This window comes from Flavobacterium sp. ACN6 (genome assembly GCF_002304005.1).
Lineage (GTDB): Bacteria > Bacteroidota > Bacteroidia > Flavobacteriales > Flavobacteriaceae > Flavobacterium.
On sequence record NZ_MRCQ01000011.1, the window covers coordinates 153889 to 178823 of the forward strand.

The following is a 24935-nucleotide window of genomic DNA, read 5'->3' on the forward strand; positions in this document are numbered from 1 at the left end:
TTTTGAGCTTCAAAAATGCTTAATTCGGCTAAAGCGGCAATGTAATCGTAAAAATAGTTCCTTTTCCAACAATTGAACTCACTTCAATTATTCCGTTATGCAGACTAATAATCTGCTTCACAATTGATAATCCTACACCGTAACCATTTTCGTAATTTTTGTTTTTTCCTCTGTAAAACAAATTATAAATCTGTTCGAGATCTGCTTCTGGAATACCAATTCCGTTGTCTGAAAAAGTCAGTATGATTTTTTCCGAAGAAGCCTTTATGTCAACATTACAAGAATGATCCTCAGAATATTTACAGGCATTTTCCATAATATTCGAAAAAGCAATCTGCAGTAAATAGGGATTTCCCAAATAATTATAAAAATTCGCATCGGTATCATCTAAATCAGAATAACTTATGCCAATTTTATATTTTACATCTTTCTTGTTTAGCAGATTTAATTTGGCGTCGACCAAAACCTCATCAATTCGAATATTCGACATTGTTATTTGTGAAATATCATAATTGGCGCGTGCAAAATCAAGAAGCGCGGTCGAAAGCTGCGAAACATGATTGGCTTCTTCCAACGCATTATCTAGGGAAACTTTATAATCGTCAATCGTCTGATTAAGTTCTTTTCCGAGTTCAATTTCTGCAATTAAAATAGAAAGCGGCGTGCGGAATTCATGCGAAATTGTAGTAACAAAATTTCGGTGATTATTAAACGATTTTTCCAATCGGTTAAAGGTTTCATTAAAAGTTTGTGTAAGCTCATAAAGTTCATCTTTTGCTTTTGGAACTACGATTCGCTTATTAAGATTATGTTCGGATATATCTCTGATTTGAAATATAATATCTTTTAAAGGCTGTAAAGTATAATACGAAAATCCGAAACCAATTATAAAAATCAATACAATAGAAATAAAATATACGTAAAGTACATTTTCCTTAAAAGCATTGATATGATTCATGCCTGTTACGTCTATTGCCCTTCCTATAATGTAATATTCTTTGTTATTATCTGTATATAAAATACCGCGATACTGGTATTTATCATCTTCCCAATTTACTGATTTATGCTTTTTTATAGACTTCAATATTTTTTTATCGCCAAGTGGCGGCATATTGTCTGAAAAATAAAGATCAAAGTCACTGTCGTAAACACTTATATCAGCTTCATTCAGTACTTTTTTGTTTTTTGTATGAAGAAATTTTATCAGATTTTTATTGATTTGTGCATCAAAAATAAACTCGGCACGCCAGATTATTTTATAATCCAAACGATCAAAAAATTCCTCTTTCCTGTTTTGTTCCGAAACAAAATAGACGCTGTAGGCAAATACGAAAAGAATAAAAGCAGTTAATATAGCGTAAGCAAGAGCAGTTCTGGTTACTAATTTCATATTTTACTGCTTAAAATAAATCCCATTCCTACTTTGGTATGAATAAGTTTTTGTTCAAAACCTTTGTCAATTTTTTTTCGCAGATACGCGATATACACATCAATATAATTCGTTCCGGTATCAAAATTATTTCCCCAGACATTATCGGCTATTTCGTCACGCGTGAGAAGTCTTTCTGGATTCTGCATCATAAAATGCAAAAGATTAAATTCTTTTGGAGTAAGATTAATGGCTACACCTTGTCTATAAATAACTTTAGTGCGTTTGTCCATCACCAGATCATTGTAGGTAATTTGAGAACTTTCTTCAGAGGTGTGAACCGTATCGCTCTTGCGCTGTAACAACGCTTTTACCCTTGCGTAAAGTTCACGTATTTCAAAAGGTTTTACTAGATAATCATCGGCACCGGCATCAAAACCTTCAATTTTTTCATCGATAGTTCCAAGTGCCGTCAGCATAATAATTGGGATTTTTTTTCCAGAATGGCGGATTTTTTTACAGAAGGTAATTCCGTCCATTCCCGTCAGCATGATATCTGTAATAATCAAATTGAAATCTATTTTTTCCAGAAGTATCAATCCTTCTTCTGCTTCTTCTGCAATATAAACCTGATACCCCTGACTTTCTAATCCGCGTTTCAGTAATGCAGAAACCCGGCTGTTATCTTCCACTATTAAGATCTTCATTCTATCTGTCCCTTTTAAATCTGGCTCAAAATTACGACAATATTTTCTGTTTCTGAAGGGTACTAATCTGTCGCTTATTTACAAGACCATCAAAAAACCACTGAATTTCAATTCTTTAAATCCAAAACAACCCTTTCTCTAATAACATTCTAAAGCCTTTCTAATACTTTTCTAATAACCCAAAGACCATGCTGAATCTACCTTTGTCCTGTCAAAAACAAAGTAGTGATCACTACAAACAAAATGTAAATTTTAACGATACATGAAAACAGGTTATTTAAAAATTGGGATATGTTTTTCTCTTCTAACAGGCTTACTAAACACGGTAAGTGCCCAAAAAAAGAACGATTTTGGAAATCCAACACTTACACATTATTTAAACGACGAAAAAACACGCTCAATCTCTTTTAGCGGTTATACCGAAATATGGGCGCGTTATTTGGAACTTAATCCGGGAAGTTTGGTAAATGGTGAACAAGTCAATAGTATATCCGATTTATCATTGCGAAGAGTTAGGGTAAAAATGGCGTACCAGCCTACTGAAAATTTCACTTTTGTATTGCAAGGTGGTTTGACTAACGTAAATGTCGCTTCTAAAACTACTCCAGCATTTGAACTTTTAGATGCTTACGCAGAATATAAATTTAATGATATAATTGCTGCCGGTGCGGGGCGATCTACTTGGAGAGGTTTATCAAGATTTACTACAGGCCCTTTGAACACTTTATTATACGATTTACCTTCTTATGCAACTGGAAATGCGGGAATATCTGATGAAACAGTAAGACAATTAAGCATTTATGCAAAAGGACAAATTGGCCAATTCGATTACCGTTTGGTCATTGCAGATCCGTATACAAATGTGAGCGCAGATCCGCAGTATAACTTGGCAACGTTTAGTAAAACACATCCAAACAAAGATTATTCAGGATACTTTAAATACGAATTCTTTGAATCTGAAAATAACTCTTCACCCTTCCATTCTGGAACGTACAGCGGTAAAAAGAAAGTGCTTGCATTAGGAGCAGGATTTGAATATATGCACAATGCATTGTGGCATTTAGACGAAGCGAAAACTACTATTAATGATGATGAAAAAAGCTTTGCTATCGACCTTTTCTACGATACACCGATAAACAAAGAACGCGGTACATCGTTTAGTGCTTATGCCATGGCGATGAACAATAATTATGGTCCTAACTATGTGCGTTATTCTGGTGTGAGTAATCCTGCAAGCGGTGTAAATCCAGCCGATAGCAGTTTGAATGGTGCCGGTAATAATTCGCCTGTTATTGGAACTGGTAATACGTATTATGTACAAATTGGCGGGACTCTTCCCTACTTCAACAAAGACAAAAACAATCTGCAATTACAGCCCGCTGCGAGTGTAATGTTATCTGATCTTGACGGACTTCATGACAAAGCATTGACTTATGATGCTGGTGTATCCTTACTAATGAACGGAATGTCTTCAAGACTTACCGTTGACGCTCAAAACCGACCTATTTATGCCTTAAATAACTCCGGTCAAGCCGATGTATCAGACAGAAAATGGCAGTTTGTTTTGAAATATAGAATCGACTTTAATTAAAAAATAATAGTATGAAAAGAAGAAATTTTATTATGGCATCAGCGAGCGCGGGAGCACTGGCTCTTACTGGAGAAAATGTGCTGGCAAACACTATAAAAGAAACAGAAAAACAGCCTAAAACCGTTTATTTCCATTACCTCCTATTTTGGCTTAAACCAGAATTGACAGAAACTCAGGTAGAAGAATTTAAAAACTTTTTCGAAGGACTTAAAAAACTGCCTTACGTAAAAAATGTACGATATGGCAGACCGGCAAACTCTACGCCAAGACCTGTTATGGACAATTCTTTTAGCTACAACGCTTCTATGGAATTTGATTCTCTGGAAGATTTAGAAACCTACGGAAAGCTTGACGGACATCTTGCGCTGGTTGCAAAATACAAACCGTTTTTTAATAAAATGATGGTTCACGATTCAGTTTATAATCAATAAAAAAATAATTATTATCTTTAAAATTACTATCAAAATGAAAAATCTATTAAAAGGTTTCATCCTAATTTTGGCTCTTATGTCAGTAAACAGCAATAATGCACAAGAAAATAAAAAACTTAAAGTGAAATCTCTGGAAGAAGCTTCTGATATTCCAGCTTACCGTCTTTACAATAATCCTGACGGAACCTGTTCTTTTGAAAAAGGTACTATACCATCGTTAAAGCACATGAATACGGCTTCGTTCTGGTATAGCAATAAAACCGAAGATTGGGAAAAAAATGCACATCCCGCGCCAAGAAAACAATTTGTAATAACGGTTAAAGGTAAAATCAAATTTAAGGTATCAGACGGCAGTACTTTTATCATTGAACCTGGAGTAGTTTTAGTGGCAGAGGATCTTAAAGGTAAAGGTCACAGCTGGGATAAAGTAGACAATGACGTTTGGGAACGTTTGTATATTCCTATCACTGAAAATTCAGATGATCTTTTTGAACCTGAATCAAAAGACTAATTTTTTTTAAATTAATTTATATATAAAAAATGTGCTTGATAATCAAGCACATTTTTCTATTTGAGATAGTTCCAATGTGAAACTTTGATTCAAAATTTTTAGGATATTTTCTAAAACCCAATTTTTATTTATCACTAGGAATCGGAGCATTTTCTGCAATAAGTTTTTCGCTTTTAAGCTCGTCCCAAAATGCTTTAGGAATTGAAGCTTTAAAAGAGGCAGCATTAGCATTAACCTGTTCGGGATTCCACGCACCAGGAATAACTCCTGAAACCACTTTTGGCGCTGCACAAAACTGAAGCGCTGCCGTACGAAGATCAACGCCGTGTTTTTTAGAAACTGTAATTAGTTTATTTCTCTTTTCAATTACACCGTCAGGAAAAGTTCCCGAATAGTCGTATCGCTCCACACCTGCTAAAAATCCCGCATTTAAAGGCGCACCAACCACTATAGAAATATCTCTTTTTTCGCAGACTGGAAATAACTTATTTAATGCTTCTTCATGTTTGATCAGCGAATATTGTGTTGCAGAAAGAAAAATATCAGGATCTGCCTGTTCGATTGCTTTTAAGGCTGGTTCCAAAGTATTTACACCAAAACCCCAGGCTTTTATAATTCCTTCTTCACGCATTTTGGTTAGTTCAGGAATTGCGCCTTTCATGGCTTCATCAAAATATTTGAGCCAGTTTTCTTTCATGTCCTGATTATCTGGAGAAAGATCATGTATGTAAACAATATCCAAATAAGGAACTCCTAAGCGCTGTAAACTGTCTTCGATGCTTCGTCTGGTTCCGGCTGCGGAATAATCGTAACGGTAAGAAAAATTAAGTTTTCCTTTCCATAAACCTTTTTCAAGTTTAAAATCTTTGTCTGGAGTAAGCAAACGTCCCACTTTTGTAGAAAGGGTATATTCTTCGCGTTTTTTGTTTCTAAGGAAATGTCCAAAACGGCGCTCACTTAATCCCAATCCATACCACGGTGAAGTATCAAAGTAGCGTACACTGCTGTCCCACGCTGCTTCAAGCGCTGCAGTTACACTATTATCTGGATTCTCATGAAATCCGTTTCCTGCTGCTACACCGCCTAATCCTGAAACACTTAATGGACGGTAACGTTTGTTTTTAATATCACTTTCTTTCATAACAGTTGTATTTAAAAAATTTCCGAATGACGGTAAAGACACACAAAAAGCTGCCGCAGTTACCGCCAATGTTGACTGAGTTACAAATTTCCGTCTATCCATTTTTTTTATAGTATAAGATTACCATTCATAATTACATTATTAACAGCTTGAATTTAAGCATTTATAGACCATAATCCTATTTCTTTTATATAGGATTTCACGGTTGCAGCTTTTTAAAATTCTGTAGTACCAAAAATACTTTCCGTAAATTTGCGCAAATAGAATTTTTTAAAATGAATATAAAAAGGTTAGAGATTAAGAAAATTATTGAAAAAGCAGAAGACAAAAATTTATCTTTTCGTGTTTTTGATTTAAACAAAGAACATATAGAAAACTATCTGCAGCCTCGTAAAAATGATCACTTCTTTATTATCATTGTCGAAACTGGAAAAGTTGATATGCAAATCGAAGACAAAATTCATTTTCTAAAAACAGGCAAAATTTCCATCGTCTTTCCAGATCAAGTTTGCTGTATTACTAATTTCAGTGATGACTTAACGGGTAAAATAATTTTATTTGAAGAAGTGTTATTTTGTTCTGATATTTTAAAGAATGAATTAAGTCCATACAATGTAAATCTTTCTGCGAATTTGAATTGTACAGCACTTGCAAATCCCGAATTTGAGCAAGCGCTTACACTTGTAGAAAATATTCAGAATATCTATAATAAACCAAGTCTTGTCAAAAAAGAACAGGCCCGTTTTTATATCAAAGTATTTTTATTGGGCCTGATCGAATCTATTCACGGGCAGCATCCTGTATTGCATCAAAAAACAAATCAGCACATTTATATTGGTTTCAAAAAACTATTGAATGAGCAATACAGAAGCGAACGCACTGTACAATATTATGCTTCAAAGCTTTCGATAACTCCTAAAAAGCTTAACGAAATAACCAAAAAACATTGTGGTGAAACAGCTATAAATGCGATTCATAACCGCATCCTGACAGAAATCAAACGCCAATTATTGTTTTCTGATTTGTCTCATAAAGAAATTGCATTTGATCTGGGATTCAGCTCTCCGTCGGCACTTAATAAATTTGTGAGGGCAAAACTCAAAGAAACCCCTACCGAACTGCAGCAGGAATTGGCGCAAATTTATACCGCATAGTCCTATTTGTATAACATTCACCGCTTTCTGTCGAAGTAATTTTGCCTCAATAATTAAATACTATTAAAGATGAGCAAATTATTTGTTGCAGGAGAGGTTTTCCACGGTCCAGGAAGTCTTGAAGAATTAAAAAATATAAAAGGTAAAAAAGCTTTTGTCGTAACTGGTGGAAGCTCTATGAAAAAAAGCGGTACTCTTGATAAAGCTGTAGCTTTTTTAAATGAAGCAGGAATGGAAACTTTTGTTTTTGATGGTGTTGAAGAAGATCCGTCATCTGCTACAAGTTTTAAAGGAGCCGAAGCGATGCGCGAATTTCAACCAGATTGGATTGTAGGTATTGGCGGCTGCTCGGCTATTGATGCGGCAAAAACAATGTGGATTTTCTACGAACATCCTGAAACGGAATTCGATTCTCTTATTAAACCTTTCAGCGTACCGGTCCTTAGAAATAAAGCTAAATTTATTGCAATTCCTTCTACAAGCGGAACAGGAACTGAAACAACTGGTTTAGCAGTAATTACAGATCGTGATAAAGGTGTCAAATATCCTATTGTATCGTATGAATTGACTCCGGATATTGCTATAATCGATGGTGAAATCTGCGCTTCGATGCCGGCCCACGTTACTTCAAATACGGGATTAGATGCTTTAACGCACTGTGTTGAAGCTTATGTTTCGAATATTGACGACAATTTTGCTGATGTTTTATCAAAAGGCGGATTGGAAATTGTTTTTGATAACCTTGAAGAAGCTGTAAAAAATCCTTCTAATATCACTGCACGCCAAAACATGCACGATGCTTCTTTTATGGGAGGTTTGGCTTTTAATAATGCATGGTTAGGAATTGTTCATTCGCTTTCTCATCAAGTTGGTGCTTTATATGGTATTCCACACGGATGTGCAAATGCAATTTTCCTTCCTAACGTAATTCGTTACAACAGTACAGCTACTTCTAAATTTCCATCTTTAGCAAAAGTAATCGGATTGCAGACTGCAGAAGAATTAGCGCAGGCGATTGAAGGATTGAGAAAAAGAGTAAATAATATTTCTTCTATAAAAGAATTCGGAATTTCAAAAGAAGACTGGGACAAAAACTTGGATTATATTGCTAACAATGCATTCATTGATCCATGTACAGGTTTCAATCCGCGTGTAACAACCGTTGAAGAATTGAAAGATATTTATAATGCATGTTACGAAGGTGTAGTTTACACTAATGAAGTTGTATTGAATTAATTCTGTCAACAGAAATACTATAATAAACCAGACATTTATTTCTATTTGTCTGGTTTATTTTTTTTAAAAATTCCTTTTTATTTTAATAATGAAAGTATTTTATTGAATACTTCATTGTTTTCATATACTCCTTGGAAATCCTGTGAGTGAGGTCCATAAGAAAATATAGGCACCATCGTTGCAGTATGGTCATTTGTTATAAAATCTCCTTCGATTTTGTGCTTTTTCACGTTTCCTTGCGGAATCGCAAATCCCGATGTTTCATGATCTGCCGTAACAATAACTAATGTCCCTTCGTTTTTATCAGCAAACATAAGAGCTTGGGTAATCGCTGTATCAAAATCTATAGTTTCTGCAACTATTCCGGCAGCATTATTAACATGTCCGAAACTGTCAATCTGCGCACCTTCAACCATTAGAAAAAAGGAGTTGTTTTTTTTGTTTAAAAATTCAAGACTGTATTTTGTTGCTTCTGCTAATACTTCTCCTCTGCCTTCTAAAACAGACGGCACTCTGCTTTGAGAAATAAAAACGCCAACAGCATCTTGATTTACTGTCTGCATATCTTTTACAGACGGCAATAATTTAAATTTAGAATCTAATGCTGTATTTTTAAACGTGGCTCCGCCTCCGCCAACAAATAAATTTAATTTACTGCTTAATAAATCTTTAGAAATTCCTTCTGTATCAGATCTTTCCTCTCGATGTGCATAAAAAGAAGCCGGTGTTGCGCCGGTAATTTCATCTGTAGTGATGACACCTGTAGAAAATTTTCTGCTTTGTAAAATTTCCAAAATATTAGGAATAGGTTTTCTTAAACTGTCTGTTCCAATCGCTCTATTATTTGTTTTTTGACCTGTTGCCAATGCTGTTCCTGCAGCAGCAGAATCTGTTGTAAAGTCGTCTGCAGATTGTGTTTTTATAAAACCAATACTTTTTAATTGTGTTACTGATAATGCACCGCTGTTAGCCAAAACAGCCGACGAAATCTGCGATAATCCATTTCCATCTCCAATTAAAAGAATTACATTTTTTACGGGAAGATCTTTTTGGTCTGTTTTATAAGTTGGAGTATAAACTTTTGAAAAATTGCTGGCTGTTACAAGTCTGTTTGGCAGGGTTTCTAGATAGTGAACACAGTTATAAGGTTTGTCTGTATTGATAATATCTACACCTAATTCTGAAAATGCTTTCCAAGCGCTTTTTGTATCTGGAGCTCCCCAAAAACGAAATGGTTTATTGCTGGCTTTTGCTTTAGAAATAATAGAACTTACTCGCTCATAATCGTCTTCGGTTAATCTGCCTAAACCATTCCATTTGGAATAATTTTTAAAATCTACGCTTACCGTGGCTACTTTTTCCCAATTCTCTTTTGAAATAGTTTTTCCTAATTCCTGAAAATCAAAATTAATAAAATCAGGATATTTTGAATAGGTGTCAGAATTTGGCCTGTTTCCAGATATAATGATTTTAATATTTTGATTTTCAGTTATGGTTTTATACTTTTTTAAAATAGAAATAAGTTTATTAAGCGTTGGTTCGGCATCTGTTTTAATGTCTATCAACAAAAATAATTGCTGTTCTTTTTTATATTTCATATTTAAAGCCGTTTCTAAAGGCTTTAAATACAAAGATTCTATTGTTCTGGAATCAGTAATATTTTGCTGATCGTGAGCAACATATAAATTATTATCTCTCAAAAAAATGTCAGCTTCTATAGAGGAAGCTCCATTTGAGTAAGCATCCCAAAACGGAATGGTTTGGTTGTAATCATTGTGAGAATGTATTTTAAATATATTTTGAGAATACAATTGATTTCCTGCTCCAAAAAAGGACAAGAAAAGACTAATGAATAAAAAAGATTTTTTCATTTTGAAATAAATTAATGAATTGGGTAACAAAAAGACAGCGGCGATTATGTTGGGGCAAAAAAGGCTGATTTGGCAATAAAAAAATAAAATATTTACTCTAACAACTAGAACAAATTCATAAAAAAATAAAAAAAACAGGGGGTTTTAAAATTTTAAAACTACCCTGTTTTAAACAACTAACACAAGACTGCTCATCAAATGAAAATGAGCAGTAAAATTCAACTCAAACTAAAACTAACTTTTTTAATATCCTTTGTTCTGTACTAAATATCCTGGAGTGTTAGAAGCTCCATCAATTGCTACCTGAGGAATTGGGAACAATCTTTTATTCACATCTGTATCTGTTTTTTCCGTCCATTTATCTTCAAAATGGCTGAAACGAATCTGAGTATTTCTTCTTAAACCTTCCCAGTAAAATTCGAAACCATATTCTCTGTATAAAATATCTAAACTAATTGATGGAAGCGCTGCCGGAATTGGGGCACGTGCCGTTCTTGAAGTTCTTACTGTATTCATATCAGCTAATGCACCTGCATTATCTCCTTTTCTCAATTTAGCTTCAGCACGCATCATCAAAATTTCAGCGTATCTTAGTAATACCATATCTACACTGCTGTAATAATTTCCATCTGGTGAAGTATGGCTGAACTGGTATTTAGAAACTCTATATCCAGAAGAGTGCAGACTGCCTTCGTTAGTAAAATCAACTTTCAGCTTTAGGTCAACATAACCAACATTTTTATCAGGTCCGTTACCTTTAATTTGTTTCACTGGATAAATTCTGTAGCCGCCATCACATTTAAAGAATGCTCCGTTGGCATCTTTTCTTGCAGCCCATGGAATACCTCTCATAATTCCTCTGTCAATTTCAAACTCTTCAGCTTTTACACAGTAATAATGATCCTGATCGTTTAAAGGTGAAAGTCCAGTAAGATCTTTTAAATTTTCAGGCACTTTTGCATTGTTTTTATAAAATCTAGAATCGGCATCGGCAGGATCTACGTTACCGTAGGCATCAACCCAAGTTTGATAAAAATCTGATGTAATTGCAGGACCATCCGTTCCGTCTGCATTAATTGATTCTGGTCTTGGAAACATTGATCCAGGAATTGACCAATATGCCCAGCGGTTATTTTCGTCTTTTAAAACACCACGCTGATCCATTGCAAAAATTACTTCTTTATTTGAATTATTATTATCATCAAATAAGTCAAAATACTCTGGTGATAAACTGAATTTACCTGAGTTAACAATATTATCTGTGTATTTAATAACCTTGTCCATATCTGCTGTTGTAAAGGAAGGCGTTCCGTAAGGATCACGATACACGGCAGCATTTAGGTTTAATTTTGCAAGAAGTCCCCAAACAGCTGCCTGAGTCATTCTTCCTGGTCCTCTTGTATTATTAATAACATCGGCAACAGATAGAAGTTCGTTTTCTATATAAGTCACTGCATCTTGTCCGCGAAGGATTTCAGAAGTACTTGCTGATGATTCTTTTTTAAACACAAGTCCCCAGCTGTCTAATGTCAGCATGTTTAAATAAGCTCTAAGCGCTTTCATTTCATAAAGTGCTCCTTGTGCTTCTGTATTACCACCTTCTGCAAGAGGAGTCAACACTTCAATAGCAGATAATGTTCTTGAAATATTTTTAGTAAGCTCGTTCCAAGTGCTGGTAACTAAGTCATTTGTAGGCGTTGTAGTATGTGCGTGAACGGCTAAATATTTACCTCCATCGTACCAGTCTGTTCCTCCTCGGTAAGGTAAAATACCTTCGTCACTTGCAATTAACTGCAAACCAAAATTATTGGTATGAATCCATGTTGCTTTTAATTGTCCGTATGCTGGAGCAATTGCTCCGCTGATTGCATCTGCTTGTCCGGCACCATCTAAAGATTCGTCAAGTACCTTTTCTTCTAAGTCAGTACAGCTCCAGGTAAAGAACAAACTGAATGCAAGAGCTGCTACTATTATTTTATTTTTCATGTTTTTTATTTTTGATTAAAATGCTGCGTTTAAGCCAAATACAATGGTTCTGCTTCTTGGGTAACTGAAATAGTCAATTCCAAAAGACTGAATGTCGCCAACTGAAGTTCCAGTGTTAATTTCAGGATCGTAACCACTATATTTTGTGATTACAAATAAGTTTTGTCCCGTAATCGACAGACGAATGTTATCCATTACATTATCAAGTCCGATTAATTTTGGGCTTAAATTATATCCCAGTGTTGCATTATTTAATCTTAAGAAACTTCCGTCTTCTAAATATCTTGTGGAAACTGTATTTGAATTGGTAGATGATTCATTTAAATATTGTGAAGCTCTGTCTGTAGTATTAAAAGAGTTTGCTAAATTTCCTCTGTTAAATGAAGTCATTGCTACGTGGTTGTAAATTTTATTACCCCCTGCACCATTAAAATTCGCACCAAAATCAAAGTTTTTATATCTTAAATTCAAGTAAAAAGCGTAGATATAATCTGGTAATGCACTTCCAGCAACGATACGGTCATCGTCAAGGATACTTCCATCTCCATTTGTATCTGCAAATTGGTTCAAACCATCAGCACCAATTCCTGTAAATTGAAGCATATAAAAAGAACCAATAGGCTGTCCATTAAGAACTCCGTTGATCGTTGCTCCAGATTGTCCGCCTCCCTGTGCGCCTCCTGTTGTTAATATTTTATAAGGAGAGTTTTCTACTTTATTGTCTGTGAAAGACACATTTCCACCAATGCTGTATGAGAAATCTTTGCTTTTATCACTGCTGTAATCTAAAGCCACCTCAATACCATTGTTTTTAATCTGCATGTTTGGAATATTTGTCCAATATTTTGATGTAGGCTGAATAGGATCTACTGGTGCTACTTCTAATAAAATATTTTCCGAAACTTTGTTGAAATAATCAAGAGTACCTGATAATCTATTATTGAATAAACTAAAATCTAAACCAATGTTTGTTTGAGTAGAAACCTCCCATTGAATATTTGGATTCGCCAAACGTGTGTAGATTGAACCGTAAGGATAACCGCTCAAGTCTGTAGCAGATGGATCTAACGGATACGTATCGTTTCCTGTATTACTTTCTGTATAACTTGCTTTTGTAATTTTAGAAGGAATCTCCTGAGAACCTGTTTGTCCCCAGCTTGCTCTTAATTTAAGATTATTCAATGTTTCAGATTCAGCTAAAAAATCTTCTTTAGTAATATTCCAACCTAATGCTACAGATGGAAAATATCCGTATCTATTGTTTTTACCGAATTTAGAAGAACCGTCAGCACGCATTGTTGCTGTTAACAAATATTTATTATCGTAAGCATAATTTAATCTTCCGAAGAAAGACTGAAGCTCATTTTCTACAGCAGATGAAGATTGTGTTGTACGTTCGCTTGCTGTCTCAATTTGATTTTTTGGTTCCACACCATTATCAGGGAATCCAGATAAATTGTAACTTTTTTGGTTTACTTGAATTTTTTGGTAAGACTGACCTGCTAAAACCGTAAAATTGTGAGCTTTTGCACTAAAGTTATACGTTAATGTGTTTTCGTATAAAATATTATTATTGGTAGTCATAATATTGTTCAAAGAACCCAAAGTCGTATTAGTTGCCGATGAGTATGGCAAAACTTGGATGTCTCTTTCAGACATAGAATAATCTACACCAAGATTAAATTTATACGTTAATCCTTTTATGAATTCGTAAGACGGTGCGATATTCGCCAGAATACGATTGTTATTTGTAATATCAGAGTAGTTTTGCTCGCTAATTAACGGATTTAGAATATCATTACTTAAATTAACATTTGGCTGTCCGTTCACATAAACCGCATCAGTAGGATTCATTGTCAACATATTCCCTACAACAGTTCTAGCGTCTGGTCTTGAATTTTCAAGTTTAGTTGCTGTCATATTAAAAGCAACATTAAACTTATCATCCAATGCTTTTTGAGTTAAGTTTAAACGTCCAGAATAACGTTTTAAATCACTATTTCTCAAAATACCTTCTTGATTATCTACACCAACAGATGCAGCATAAGTTGATTTTTCTGTTCCGCCGCTCATAGAGAAATTAACGTTTTGAGAAACACCAGTTCTCGTTAATTCATCCTGCCAGTCTGTATTTGCTCCACCGTCTTGTAAATTTCCGTTTACAGCAGCAACTTGTCTTCTAAATTCATCTGCACCAAAAACATCCACTTTATTTGCTAAAGATGAAAATCCAGTAGTTACATTAAGATTAATTTTAGTCTGACCTTTTGATCCTTTTTTAGTAGTAATTACAATTACCCCGTTTGCAGCTCTTGACCCGTAGATCGCAGAAGCCGATGCATCTTTAAGTACTTCAATACTTTCGATATCCTGAGGATTGATAAAGTTTAGCGGATTTGAAGCAACACCAGTATTAGAATTATCTAATGCAAATCCGTCTACTACATAAAGCGGCGTTGTTCCAGAACGTAAACTTCCAACACCACGTATAATGATATCTTGATTTGCACCTGGCTCACCACTTGCTGCAACAACGTTAACCCCGGCAACTTTACCTTGAATCAATTGTCCTGCATTTGCGACTACCCCTTTGTTAAAATTTTCACTTTTTACAGAACCGATAGCTCCAGTTACATCAGATCTTTTTTGAGAACCGTAACCAACCACTACAACTTCATTTAAAGTGCTTACTTCTTCAACAAGCGAAACGTTTAATTTTGCACCGCCTGAGAATGAAACTTCTTTTGTTTGAAATCCTACATAAGAAAAAACCAAAACACCATTGTTTTGCTGTGCTTTAATCTTAAAGTTACCATCAAAATCTGTAGTTACAGCTCCTTTTGGTTCTCCCTTTATATACACAGATACTCCTGGTACAGGTACTTTCTCAACATCAGAAACCACGATTCCTGATACTGAAACTTGCGCATGGGTATATGACATACATCCTAGGGCAAGAATTAACAATGCATAAATTTTTTTCATTTAAAATACTTTTTTATGTTTTGCCAAAAGTATTTTATGGATCCTGCCAAAAGGAGGATTTTTGTTTTTCAAAAGAGGACTTTTAATTCAATTTAGGATATAATTAACGCAAAAAAGGGGCTTTATTGCTCATTAACATTAGGCTAACTTTGCGTAAATACAGGGCTAACAGGAATTCTAAACTGTCTGCTCTTTTAATTCCTTAGATTCTTTATATTCCTTTGGTGTTTTTCCGAAATACTTCTTAAAAGAACGTCCAAAATACTTTGGATCATTGTAGCCGCATTCAAAACTTATTTCAGAAATATTTAATCTTTTGGTTTTTAATAAGACTTCAGCTTTTTGTAATCGAAGCGACATTAATATATCTGAAGGAGATTGATTTAAAGTTTCTTTAAACACGCGATAGCATTTTACTCTAGAGATTCCCAATTCTTCACCCAGCATTTCTACATTAAATAAAGGATTCTGCAATTGTTCTTTTATTATTTCTAATGCTCTTTTTAGAAGTTTTTCATTTGCTGTAACATGTTCATTATCTTCGGTCAGAATTTCAAATATTTTCTGCTGGATTTTATGTTCTCTTAAAGGTTCAACATTTTGATGAATTAAACTGTCGATCTTTTTTCGGACAAAAGAAACGCTGGCAGGAAGTTTAATATGGGTATCTATACCTATTTCTAATAATTGCTCGTCCAGTTCGTAATTGATATCTTCGGAAATATAAATCAGTGGTATTTTTATATTCGAATTTTCTTTGTTTAACTGTAAAAAGTTAAGCAGCTCTTTTGAAAATGATGCCTGATAGAAAACCAAAGCAGCAATATCAATCTGTTTTATTACTGCGTTTAAATTAGAAATCGAACTTTCATAGATTATGTTATAATTTTCGCTTTCCAAAACCTGATTTGCAGCTGGATTGTTATATGGATCACCAAAAACTAAAAGACATTTTTTACCTTCAGAAAATTGATTTTCATAATTAAAATTTTTCCAAGAAATTGTTTCTTTAAAATTGACATCTGGATCAACAAATTCTATCGGAATATTCAAAACTGCTTGAAAATGTCTTTCTGAAGACGGAATTAACTCTGCCTTTAAATCTTGTAATAAAATTTGTAAAGCTGTAAAATAAGGACTGTAATGAGAAATGTTGTACCAGTTGTTTTTTAAGATAATACTATCCGAATCGACTTTAATTTGTATCAAATTATTTTCGCAGCTAATGGCGATATTCAATGTACTATCTTTATCCGAATATTTGCAAATGTCATTAAAAAAGTACTGCATGGACAGCTTTAATCGTAATATATCGATCATTGCAAAACAATTTGTATTGTCAATTTCACAATTTAAATTTACCTGATTGAGCTGCAGATTCTTTTTTAATTTTTCTACATTATTTTTTAAAACAGGAAACAAATTAGCCGCTGTCTTTTTTACGGGACCAAGATCTTTAACGTGTTCCAAATAATTCCACTCCGAAATAAGATTTACCAATTTACTCGTTTTCAGCAATAGTTCCCGATGTATTTCTGTATCTTTTTTAAAGGAACTGGAAACTTTAATTATTTCTGAGATTGGTTTTTGAAATTCGGCCAGCATAAAAGTTTTAAACTTTTCGATCTCAAAATTTTCGTTTTTTAAATCGCTGTGAAGAATTAAAAGTTTTTCTTTCTGTTCTTCTATTTTTTTATTTTTCTGATCCAGTTCTACATTAATATCTTCAAGATTTTTTTTCTGATTTTCAATTACAGCGGTACGAGCCGTTACCAATTCTTCCAGATATTTTTGCTGTGTTTGAGCTGCTTTGTTTTTTACATAAACGACTATTATACAGAAAAGTAGAATACAGCCCGATAAAAGCATATAAAACGATATTGATTCGTAAAAAGCTTTGCCAACATTCAGGGTAAAAAACACAGGTTCTGGAATTCCGTCTCTTCCCTGTTTGATTAAAAAACGGTAATCGCCAGAAGATAAATGGGTATATTTTATTTTACTGCCCGGAACTGCAAGGATCCATTTTTCATCTTTTCCCTCCAATTTATAATAAACATCTGTTTTTTTCTTAGGAAACAGAATCGGAATCAATTCTATTTCTAATTCATTGTGGGAAAAACTTTTTTCAATTGCTGCTGCATAAGCTGTGCTGCCATCTACTTTCAATTTTATTTTTGCTTTTGCCCCATTCGAATAAATCGTATTTGGATTAAAATAATTAAGTCCCGCTACTCCTCCAAAAAACAAATTTCCTTTCGAATCCTGAAAATAAGCTCCTTCCGAAAATTCTGGTGCCTGCCATCCGTTATTCGGATTATAAGAAGTAACCGCGTATGTTTTTTTATCAATAGAAGCAATTCCTTTTGTGGTGCTAATCCAAACTTTGTTTCCATTGTCTATAATTCCGTACACCATATGACTTGGAAGACCTTCCAACTCCGTAATGTTTTTTACCAAGCCCGTTTTTTTATTAAAAACAGTTACACCTCCCAGAGAAGCAATCCAATAATTATCTGATTCATTGTCCACAAAAAGAGAGTAAATACTATTGCCCAAAATTCCTTCTTTGGTGGTAATTTTCTTTATAGTTCCTGTCGTAGAATTAAATACAATTACTCCATTGTTTTCTGTTGCCAATATAAGGTTCTGATTATTTTTCTTAACACATCTAATATGGTATTTCTTTACTAATTCTTGTCCCTTAAATTTTTCAAATCTGCCTGCGGTAAGATTAAATTTAGCAAGTCCGCCCCAGCATCCCATCCATAATTGTTTATTTTGATCCTCATAAATAGAGTAACATCTCATTATATTCATTCCGTCTGCGTTACTGTTCTCGTAGCTCGTGACGTTATTTCCTGAAATGCGCAAAATTCCTTTATATGTACCAGCCCAAACCGAGCCCTCGCTTGACGTAAACAAAGTTCTTATTCGCTCCCAATCTGGATCTAGACCCGCCTTTTCTATTTTAAACTTTTCAAAAAGACGTCTGTTCTCATTATAGTGATAAAGTCCTCTTGTATAATAACCCAGCCAAATTTTTCCTTTAGTGTCTTTGGTTACTGCCCTGATAGTTTCCGCAGGCAGAAAAGGCTCTTTTACAGGATGGGGCATAGTCGAGTTGATTTCCTGAGAGCCTGTGTAGGCCATACTCAAACCTCCGTCTTTCTGCCCTAACCAAATATTGCCAAAATCATCTTCGTGGAGTGTTTCGATTTCATTGCTTTTAAAAGAATACGATGCATAAATATCAGCCGTAATATGTTCTATATTATTCTCATCAGAATCATTACTTAGAATGTAGAGTCCATTTTCTCGAGTTGCAAACCATATATTTCCTAATTTATCTTTTAAAATATCATTGATAATAAGTTTAGGATATTTTTTCAGCAGAATATTTTTGAGAGTATTAAAATCTTTTCTTTTTACTTTATTTTGAGGTATTTCTACAAAGGATTTATTTTTAAATTCATAGAACGCTGTGCTGGTTTCTACTACAATATTTCCTTTTTGAGATAAGTGAATATCTTTTGGAAGACTTTTAAACTTAAACTCTTTAAATTCATCATTTCCCAGATAGCTGTTTATATTTCCTTCTTTCGTAATAAGCCAGATTTGTCCTTCGGCATCTTTTCTTAATTTGGTAATATAATTACTGGAAATGGTTTTAAGATCATTTAAATTGTTTTTATAAATTTTAAAATTATATCCATCAAAATAATTTAAACCATCCCAAGTCGCGATCCATAAACCTCCGTCTTTGTCGCTCTCTATATCAGCAACCGAATTGTTAGATAAACCGTGATTTGCAGTAAAACTTTCAAATTTTATCTGTTGTCCAAAGGAGAAAATAGTAAAAAAAGAAAATAGTAATAATAGTGACCTTGCCATTGTTTGTATTTTAAACTTACAAGTATACAATCGCAAGGTCACCTAAATATAAATTCTATGTTAAGTTAAAAGTGAGCAGCGCAAACAAAGAATAGTTTAAGAAATGAACATAAATTTGCTGCAGAAAAAACTACTTTTAAAAGAGATTACTTTACAACTGTAGCTTCAAGTTCAATTTTTAAGGTTTCAAAAAGACTTTTTACCTCTAGAACTGTACTGGATTGTTTTATTTCATTTTTCTGAATCCAAGTCTGGAAAATATCGAAATTTTCAAATAACGCGACACTATCTGTTGTGTAAACATTAAGTCGCACGATATTCTTTAATTCATAACCGGCATCAAAAATTACTTTTTCCAGATTTTCAATTGTCTTAAACAGCTGACTGCGCATATCTGCATCACTTGAAATGCCATTTTCATCAATAGCGGTCTGTCCAGAAACATACAAAGTTCCTTTTACATTACACACTTCTACCGCTTGAACATAGTTTCTTGCATCCTGCCATTTCCAAGGATTTATTACTCGTTTTTCCATCTTTTATATTTTAAAAATTATAGATGCAAAAATCAGTAAATCCGTATTTTCTGCAGCGTGACAAACATCACAATTTTAAATTATCAAAATAGACGGCTCAGCGTCTCGCGCGAAACTCCTAAATAAGAAGCCAAAGAGGATTTAGGAACGCGCTGCAATAACGAAGGATTTTTAAGCAGTAACTGTTCGTATCGTTCGCGTGCATTTGAAGTCAGGAATGATAATATTCTAGTTTGCGATCCAATATGCCCTGCAATAGATTTTCGAAGAAAAAACCGCTCCATTTTCTGTAATTCATTACACAGTTTTTCAAAGTTTTCCAGCGAAAGACTGTAAAGCATAGTATCTTCAATACATTCTAACGATAATGATGCTTTCCCTTTTGTATAAAAAGCCTGAAAATCGGTTTCCCACCAATCTTCCATCGCAAAAGAAACTATGTGTTTCTTAGCATCTTTATCTTCATAAACCAATTTGATAAGTCCAAACACTACAAAATATACTTCTGTTACATCATTTCCTTCCTCGATAATAAATTGACCTTTCTCGAAAGTTTTTAATTTAAAATGAGAAGTAATAAACGCAGCTTCTTCATCTGTCAAAGAAACTACTTTCTCAATATGTGTTCTTAAAAATTCCGCAGGATTAATCATAAAGTGGTTTTAAAAGTAAATTTAAATATTAATTAGTTCAACGAAAAATCTACGTAAAATAAAAAATCCAAATCCCAAGTTAAATTGGAATTTGGATTTTAAAAATTTGAAAATTTATATCGTTTAGTCTAAAACAAAACTCACACTAACATTAGCCGTAATTTCAATTTCTCCAATTGCTAAAGTTTCATTTGAAGCTCCCATAGAATCTGCCTCTTTCATACGCATAGCAGCATAAACTGGCTGTGGGTGGTAAACTTGAGAATTGTCTGAGATTGTAAATGCTTTACCTACTTTTTGTCCTAAAACAGATACGTATTCCTCAGCTTTCACTTTTGCATCTTTCATTGCTAATTTTCTAGCTTCAGATTGATACTGTGTTAATTTAGATGATTCAAAAGAAACTTTGTCGATACGATTAATTCCTTGTTGTACTAAACCTTCCATCAATTCATCATATTTAGATAAATCTTTTACAATAATTTCTACAGTCTGTACAGCATTATAAGAAGTTTTCTTTTTCTCATAATCGTACTGCGGATTAAGGGCAACTTGTTTTGTTTTGAAATCTGCCGTTGGAATATTCATTTTTTTGATGAATTTTAGAACCGCATCCATCTTTTCGTCGTTTTGTTTTTTAACGTCTTTAGCATTATTCCCCTTTGTTTCAACAGAAGCTGAAATACAAACCTGATCAGGTGCTACTTTTACTTTTCCTTCTCCATTAACATTAATTAGAGGTATTTGTTTGATTTCCTGGCCGTAAGACATAGTCATAAACATGATTGTTAAAAATAATACTAGTTTTTTCATTTTTGTTATATTTTAATATTTGATAAAACACTTTTCAAAAGTTATGCCAGCATTATATTTTTCCCAATTTTGCCATTACAAAAAGTATCAAAATCGGAATCGCAAGCAGGATTACCATATAAGTTTGATCTGTAAATAAAGACGGCTGTTTTATCAAAGTAATCAAATAACCGCCTATAGCACCTCCAAAGTGTGCTGTGTGTCCAATATTATCATTTTTGGCGCGCATTCCGTAAATAGAATACAATAAATATAAAATTCCGAAAATATATGCGGGCATCGGAATTATAAAAAATATTCCGAGCATCATGTCAGGCTGCAGTAATATTGCTGAATATAAAACGCCGGTTACAGCTCCAGAAGCTCCAACAGCGCGATAACTATAATCGTTTTTATGAAATAACATGGTGAGGAGATTTCCAAAAATCAAACTTCCAAAATAAATAAGAATAAAAGAAAAAGCATGAAGCCAGCCTATAACAACTGGTGCAAAAAAGTAAAGCGTCAGCATATTAAATATTAAATGCATCATATCTACATGCAGAAAACCAGAAGATAACATTCTAATTTGTTCTCCGGAACGAATACTTCCTACATGAAACTCATACTTTCTAAAAAAAGAAAGATCATTAAAACCTTTGTAACTAATAACAACGTTGGCAACGATAATCCCTACTAAAATGATATTCATAAAATATAATTATTGTGAATTGTAAATATACAGATTCTAAAACATAAGTTCGGCAGAAAGCAAAATATCAATCATTAATCATTTTTAATTTATATTTGTAAAAAAAATTCCATGCAGTTTCTCGTTTATATTTTAGCCTTCCCATTACTTTGGCTGATCTCTATATTACCTTTTCGATTATTTTACTTATTCTCAGATTTCGTATATTTTCTAGTATACAGAGTAATAGGATATCGCAAAAAAGTAGTGCGCGAGAATCTGGCGCTTACTTTACCTCATTTAAGTGATGCTGAGAGGAAACAAATAGAAAAGAAATTCTACAAACATATGTGCGATATGTTTTTAGAAATGATTAAAACTATGAGTATTTCTCCAGAAGAAATGGAAAAGAGATTTCATGTAACGAATATTGATCTGGTTTTGGATTATGCTAAAAAAGGAAAAAGTGTAATTCTTGTGGCTTCACATTATGCAAGTTATGAGTGGCTTTTGACCATTAACCCAAAAATTGGTTTTAAAGGAATTGCAGTTTATAAAAAACTTGCCAATCCTTATTTTGATAAATTGATTCGAAACATTCGTTCAAAATACAATACAGAAATGATTGAAACCAGAAAAGCAATTCCCACAATGGCCCAAAATCAGCGCGACGGAATTTTAAGCATGTATGGTTTAGCAAGTGACCAGTCGCCTAAATTGGACCGCATTTTTCATTCAATGAAATTTTTAGGTATTGAAGTTCCCGTGCATACTGGAGCCGAAATGCTGGCCAAAAAATACGACTTGAGTGTTATAATGGTAAAGGTTAAAAAAGTGGCAAGAGGATATTATGAAGCGACTTTTCTTCCTATTGCTGATAATCCGAAAGAATTTAATGATTTTGAAATAACAGAGAGATATTTAAACGAAGTCGAAAAACAGATTCTTGAAACTCCAGAATTCTATTTATGGACACACAAAAGATGGAAACACCGCGTTAAATAACAATCCAAAAAAATCCGAAAAGCAGTATTTGTTTTTCGGATTTTCTTTTTAAATAGTGACTTGAAAACGCTAAAACAACCTTCGGAAGGGCTTTTGATGTGTTTTTGTAATGATTTTTTTAGACTGATAAAAAAGGGAAACGATATAAATTTGAAGTTCTCTACTTATCGTAAAAAACCGCAAAATCATTAACCATGATCACAAAATTACATTTTACAGTTTTAGTACTGTTTCTACATTGCTGTATCTTTGCACAGAGTCCAAAACGAGGTATCGCTTATGGATATCATTCGGAGGCAGATATGCTGGCAATAAAGCCCGGCCTTTCTTGGTGGTATAACTGGTCTCCAGAACCTGACGCCGCTTTAAATGCCAATTATGCATCACTCGGAGTTGAATTTGTCCCAATGGCATGGGGAAAAATCAGCGATGTGCAGGTTCAGGATTTCATCAATAAAATAAAACCTGGAGCAAAATATCTTCTCGCTTTTAATGAACCAAACTTTAACGACGGCGCCAGATTAACGCCTCAAGAAGCGGTTAATGCCTGGGTAAATATTGAAAAAATAGCCGCAGCAAAAAATCTGGAAATTGTCAGCGCCTCGCCAGCTTATAACGGACCTGAAAATTACGGAGGCATTTCTGACCCTGTGGTTTGGCACAACCAGTTCTTTCAATTATGTCCCAACTGCAAAGTCGATTATATCGCTTTTCATACCTATGATGCCACTGCTGGATCTGTAATTGGAGTTACGGGACTTTTAAAGAAATTTAACCGCCCGCTTTGGATTACTGAGTTTTCAAATAGAGTAATTCAGTCGGCTGCAGATAAAACGGCATTCATGAAGCAAATTTTGACCAGCTTTGAAAATGATCCTGATATATTTCGCTATTCTTGGTTTTCTGGAAGAGTAAATTCTGCGTGGAAAGACATGGCCGAAAATCCATTATTGGCACCAGAAAGCGGTATTCTAAGACCTATCGGAACTGAATATATCAATGTACCCTACACCACAAAAAAAATAACGGTTCCGGCTCGTATCGTGGCAAATAAACATTACAGAAGAAAAGGAACTGGCTTACAAGCTACTACAGATTCTAATACAGGACAAAATGTTTGCTTTATTGAAGAGGGAGACTGGAACGAATTTATGCTGCATGTTCCAGATGCTGGAACTTATAATTTGACTTTCAGAGTGGCTTCTTACACTAATGCTGGTAAGTTTGATATACTAGTAAATGATGTTGTGGTAAAAACAGACGAGACATTTCCAGCCACTGGCGGTTATCAAACTTTTGCTGATAAAATTGTAAATGCTGTTGCATTGCCAAAAGGCGAAGTGTACTTGAAAATTAAATTCAAGTCAAACGATTTTAATTTCAACTATATTGATGTTGCGGTTGCTAATCTCGGTGTTGGAGAATCGGAACTTGAAAAAGATAGTTTTACAGTGTATCCAAATCCAGTAAAAAGTCAATCGATTCTTCATATCAAATCAACTGAAACAGAATCTGTAAAATTGAAAATTATAGACATGAATGGAAACATCATTTTTTCTTCTGATTCTTATTTTACCAATCAAGATATTAAAATTGGCGATAAATTACCAAAAGGGGTTTATGTGGTAAATGCTGTTTATGGAAAGGAAAAAAAATCGGTTAAGATTATTAAAAACTAACAGCTATTTTGTTCCATCGGAACATTTCATTGGTACAAAATTATAACGTTATCCTATTTTATGTTCCGTAGAAACGTTTGATTCACATCATTTTTTAACAATCTGAATATCAAACGTTCCTACGGAACGTGTAAATGAGGCTGGCAATTTTTTTTCTACCGATGAAACATTCCTATGGAATGATAACTTCACGTGAAAAACTAAAGAGCTAATTTCGGGCTTTCATAAAAAATAAATACAATCTCAAAATGGAGACATCGCATTTAATAATCTTCATATTTTGTTCCATCGGAACATTTCATCGGTAGAAAATTATAACGTTATCCTATTTTTCGTTCCGTAGGAACGTTTGATTCACATCATTTTTTAACAACCTGAATATCAAACGTTCCTACGGAACGTGTAAATACGGCTGGCAATTTTTTTTCTACCGATAAAACATTCCAACGGAATGATAACTTAACGCGAAAAACTACAGAGCTAATTTCAGGCTTTCATAAAAAACAAATAAAGTCTCAAAAATGGAGACATCTTTTCTAGTAGTCTAAATATTTTGTTCCATCGGAACATTTCATTGGTAGAAAATTATAATGTTAGCGTATTTTTCGTTCCTTAGGAACGTTTGATTCACATCATTTTTTAACAATCTGAATATCAAACGTTCCTACGGAACGTGTAAATGAGGCTGGCAATTTTTTTTCTA

At 33.9% G+C, this 24935-nt stretch carries 18 protein-coding genes; 7 read left to right on the plus strand and 11 right to left on the minus strand.

All coding sequences use genetic code 11. The features are described 5' to 3' along the window. Positions 1 to 28: 28 nt before the first annotated feature. Both BSF42_RS16895 and BSF42_RS16900 read right to left on the minus strand, forming a co-directional pair. Positions 29 to 1390: a HAMP domain-containing sensor histidine kinase gene (locus BSF42_RS16895; protein ID WP_095954266.1), complete on the minus strand. Its 1362-nt coding sequence runs from the start codon at positions 1388 to 1390 to the stop codon at positions 29 to 31. Next, positions 1387 to 2076, minus strand: coding sequence for a response regulator transcription factor (locus BSF42_RS16900; RefSeq protein ID WP_095954267.1), 690 nt, complete (start codon positions 2074 to 2076; stop codon positions 1387 to 1389). Before BSF42_RS16900 ends, BSF42_RS16895 begins: the two co-directional genes overlap by 4 nt. A gap of 262 nt (positions 2077 to 2338) precedes the next feature. On the opposite strand from BSF42_RS16900, the gene BSF42_RS16905 reads away from it, so the two are divergent. From BSF42_RS16905 to BSF42_RS16915, 3 genes are read left to right on the plus strand one after another with little or no spacing between them, the layout of a single operon-like run. After that, a complete protein-coding gene (locus tag BSF42_RS16905; protein ID WP_095954268.1) occupies positions 2339 to 3667 on the plus strand; it encodes a hypothetical protein in 1329 nt (442 codons plus the stop codon). Positions 3668 to 3678: 11 nt separating this feature from the next. Beyond that, positions 3679 to 4098: a Dabb family protein gene (locus BSF42_RS16910; protein ID WP_095954269.1), complete on the plus strand. Its 420-nt coding sequence runs from the start codon at positions 3679 to 3681 to the stop codon at positions 4096 to 4098. 34 nt (positions 4099 to 4132) lie between these two features. After that, positions 4133 to 4609, plus strand: a complete 477-nt coding sequence (locus BSF42_RS16915; RefSeq protein ID WP_253251096.1) for a hypothetical protein — start codon at positions 4133 to 4135, stop codon at positions 4607 to 4609. Between the two features lie 124 nt (positions 4610 to 4733). On the opposite strand, the gene BSF42_RS16920 is transcribed toward BSF42_RS16915, so the two are convergent. Continuing rightward, on the minus strand, positions 4734 to 5852 hold the full coding sequence (locus BSF42_RS16920; RefSeq protein WP_095954270.1) for an aldo/keto reductase: 1119 nt from the start codon (positions 5850 to 5852) through the stop codon (positions 4734 to 4736). 173 nt (positions 5853 to 6025) lie between these two features. Between BSF42_RS16920 and BSF42_RS16925 the strand changes: the two genes are divergently transcribed. Next, positions 6026 to 6904, plus strand: a complete 879-nt coding sequence (locus BSF42_RS16925) for a helix-turn-helix domain-containing protein (protein ID WP_095954271.1) — start codon at positions 6026 to 6028, stop codon at positions 6902 to 6904. Between the two features lie 69 nt (positions 6905 to 6973). Continuing rightward, positions 6974 to 8140 (plus strand): iron-containing alcohol dehydrogenase, encoded by a 1167-nt coding sequence (locus BSF42_RS16930; RefSeq protein ID WP_095954272.1) that lies wholly within the window; start codon positions 6974 to 6976, stop codon positions 8138 to 8140. Between the two features lie 77 nt (positions 8141 to 8217). Here the strand turns inward: BSF42_RS16930 and BSF42_RS16935 are convergent, their stop codons facing one another. From BSF42_RS16935 to BSF42_RS16970, 8 genes are all read right to left on the minus strand, one after another. After that, positions 8218 to 10011: an alkaline phosphatase gene (locus BSF42_RS16935; RefSeq protein ID WP_095954273.1), complete on the minus strand. Its 1794-nt coding sequence runs from the start codon at positions 10009 to 10011 to the stop codon at positions 8218 to 8220. Between the two features lie 243 nt (positions 10012 to 10254). Next, the gene (locus BSF42_RS16940; RefSeq protein WP_095954274.1) at positions 10255 to 11997 is read right to left on the minus strand and encodes a RagB/SusD family nutrient uptake outer membrane protein; all 1743 of its coding nucleotides are present in this window, start codon (positions 11995 to 11997) and stop codon (positions 10255 to 10257) included. A gap of 15 nt (positions 11998 to 12012) precedes the next feature. Further along, a complete protein-coding gene (locus BSF42_RS16945) occupies positions 12013 to 14982 on the minus strand; it encodes a TonB-dependent receptor (RefSeq protein ID WP_095954275.1) in 2970 nt (989 codons plus the stop codon). 177 nt (positions 14983 to 15159) lie between these two features. Further along, entirely contained in the window at positions 15160 to 18876 is a 3717-nt protein-coding gene (locus tag BSF42_RS16950; protein WP_095954276.1) for a two-component regulator propeller domain-containing protein, read from the minus strand. Between the two features lie 146 nt (positions 18877 to 19022). Further along, positions 19023 to 19412: a RidA family protein gene (locus tag BSF42_RS16955; RefSeq protein ID WP_095954277.1), complete on the minus strand. Its 390-nt coding sequence runs from the start codon at positions 19410 to 19412 to the stop codon at positions 19023 to 19025. An 83-nt stretch (positions 19413 to 19495) separates the two neighbouring features. Then, positions 19496 to 20065, minus strand: a complete 570-nt coding sequence (locus tag BSF42_RS16960; protein WP_095954278.1) for a Crp/Fnr family transcriptional regulator — start codon at positions 20063 to 20065, stop codon at positions 19496 to 19498. A 123-nt stretch (positions 20066 to 20188) separates the two neighbouring features. After that, on the minus strand, positions 20189 to 20878 hold the full coding sequence (locus BSF42_RS16965; RefSeq protein ID WP_095954279.1) for an SIMPL domain-containing protein: 690 nt from the start codon (positions 20876 to 20878) through the stop codon (positions 20189 to 20191). 52 nt (positions 20879 to 20930) lie between these two features. Further along, the gene (locus BSF42_RS16970; protein WP_095954280.1) at positions 20931 to 21569 is read right to left on the minus strand and encodes a rhomboid family intramembrane serine protease; all 639 of its coding nucleotides are present in this window, start codon (positions 21567 to 21569) and stop codon (positions 20931 to 20933) included. A 111-nt stretch (positions 21570 to 21680) separates the two neighbouring features. Here BSF42_RS16970 and BSF42_RS16975 point away from each other — a divergent pair, with 111 nt between their 5' ends. Continuing rightward, complete coding sequence (locus BSF42_RS16975; RefSeq protein WP_095954281.1) at positions 21681 to 22553, plus strand: lysophospholipid acyltransferase family protein; 873 nt, start codon at positions 21681 to 21683, stop codon at positions 22551 to 22553. A gap of 194 nt (positions 22554 to 22747) precedes the next feature. After that, on the plus strand, positions 22748 to 24232 hold the full coding sequence (locus tag BSF42_RS16980) for a glycosyl hydrolase (protein ID WP_095954282.1): 1485 nt from the start codon (positions 22748 to 22750) through the stop codon (positions 24230 to 24232). The last annotated feature ends 703 nt before the right edge of the window (positions 24233 to 24935 follow it).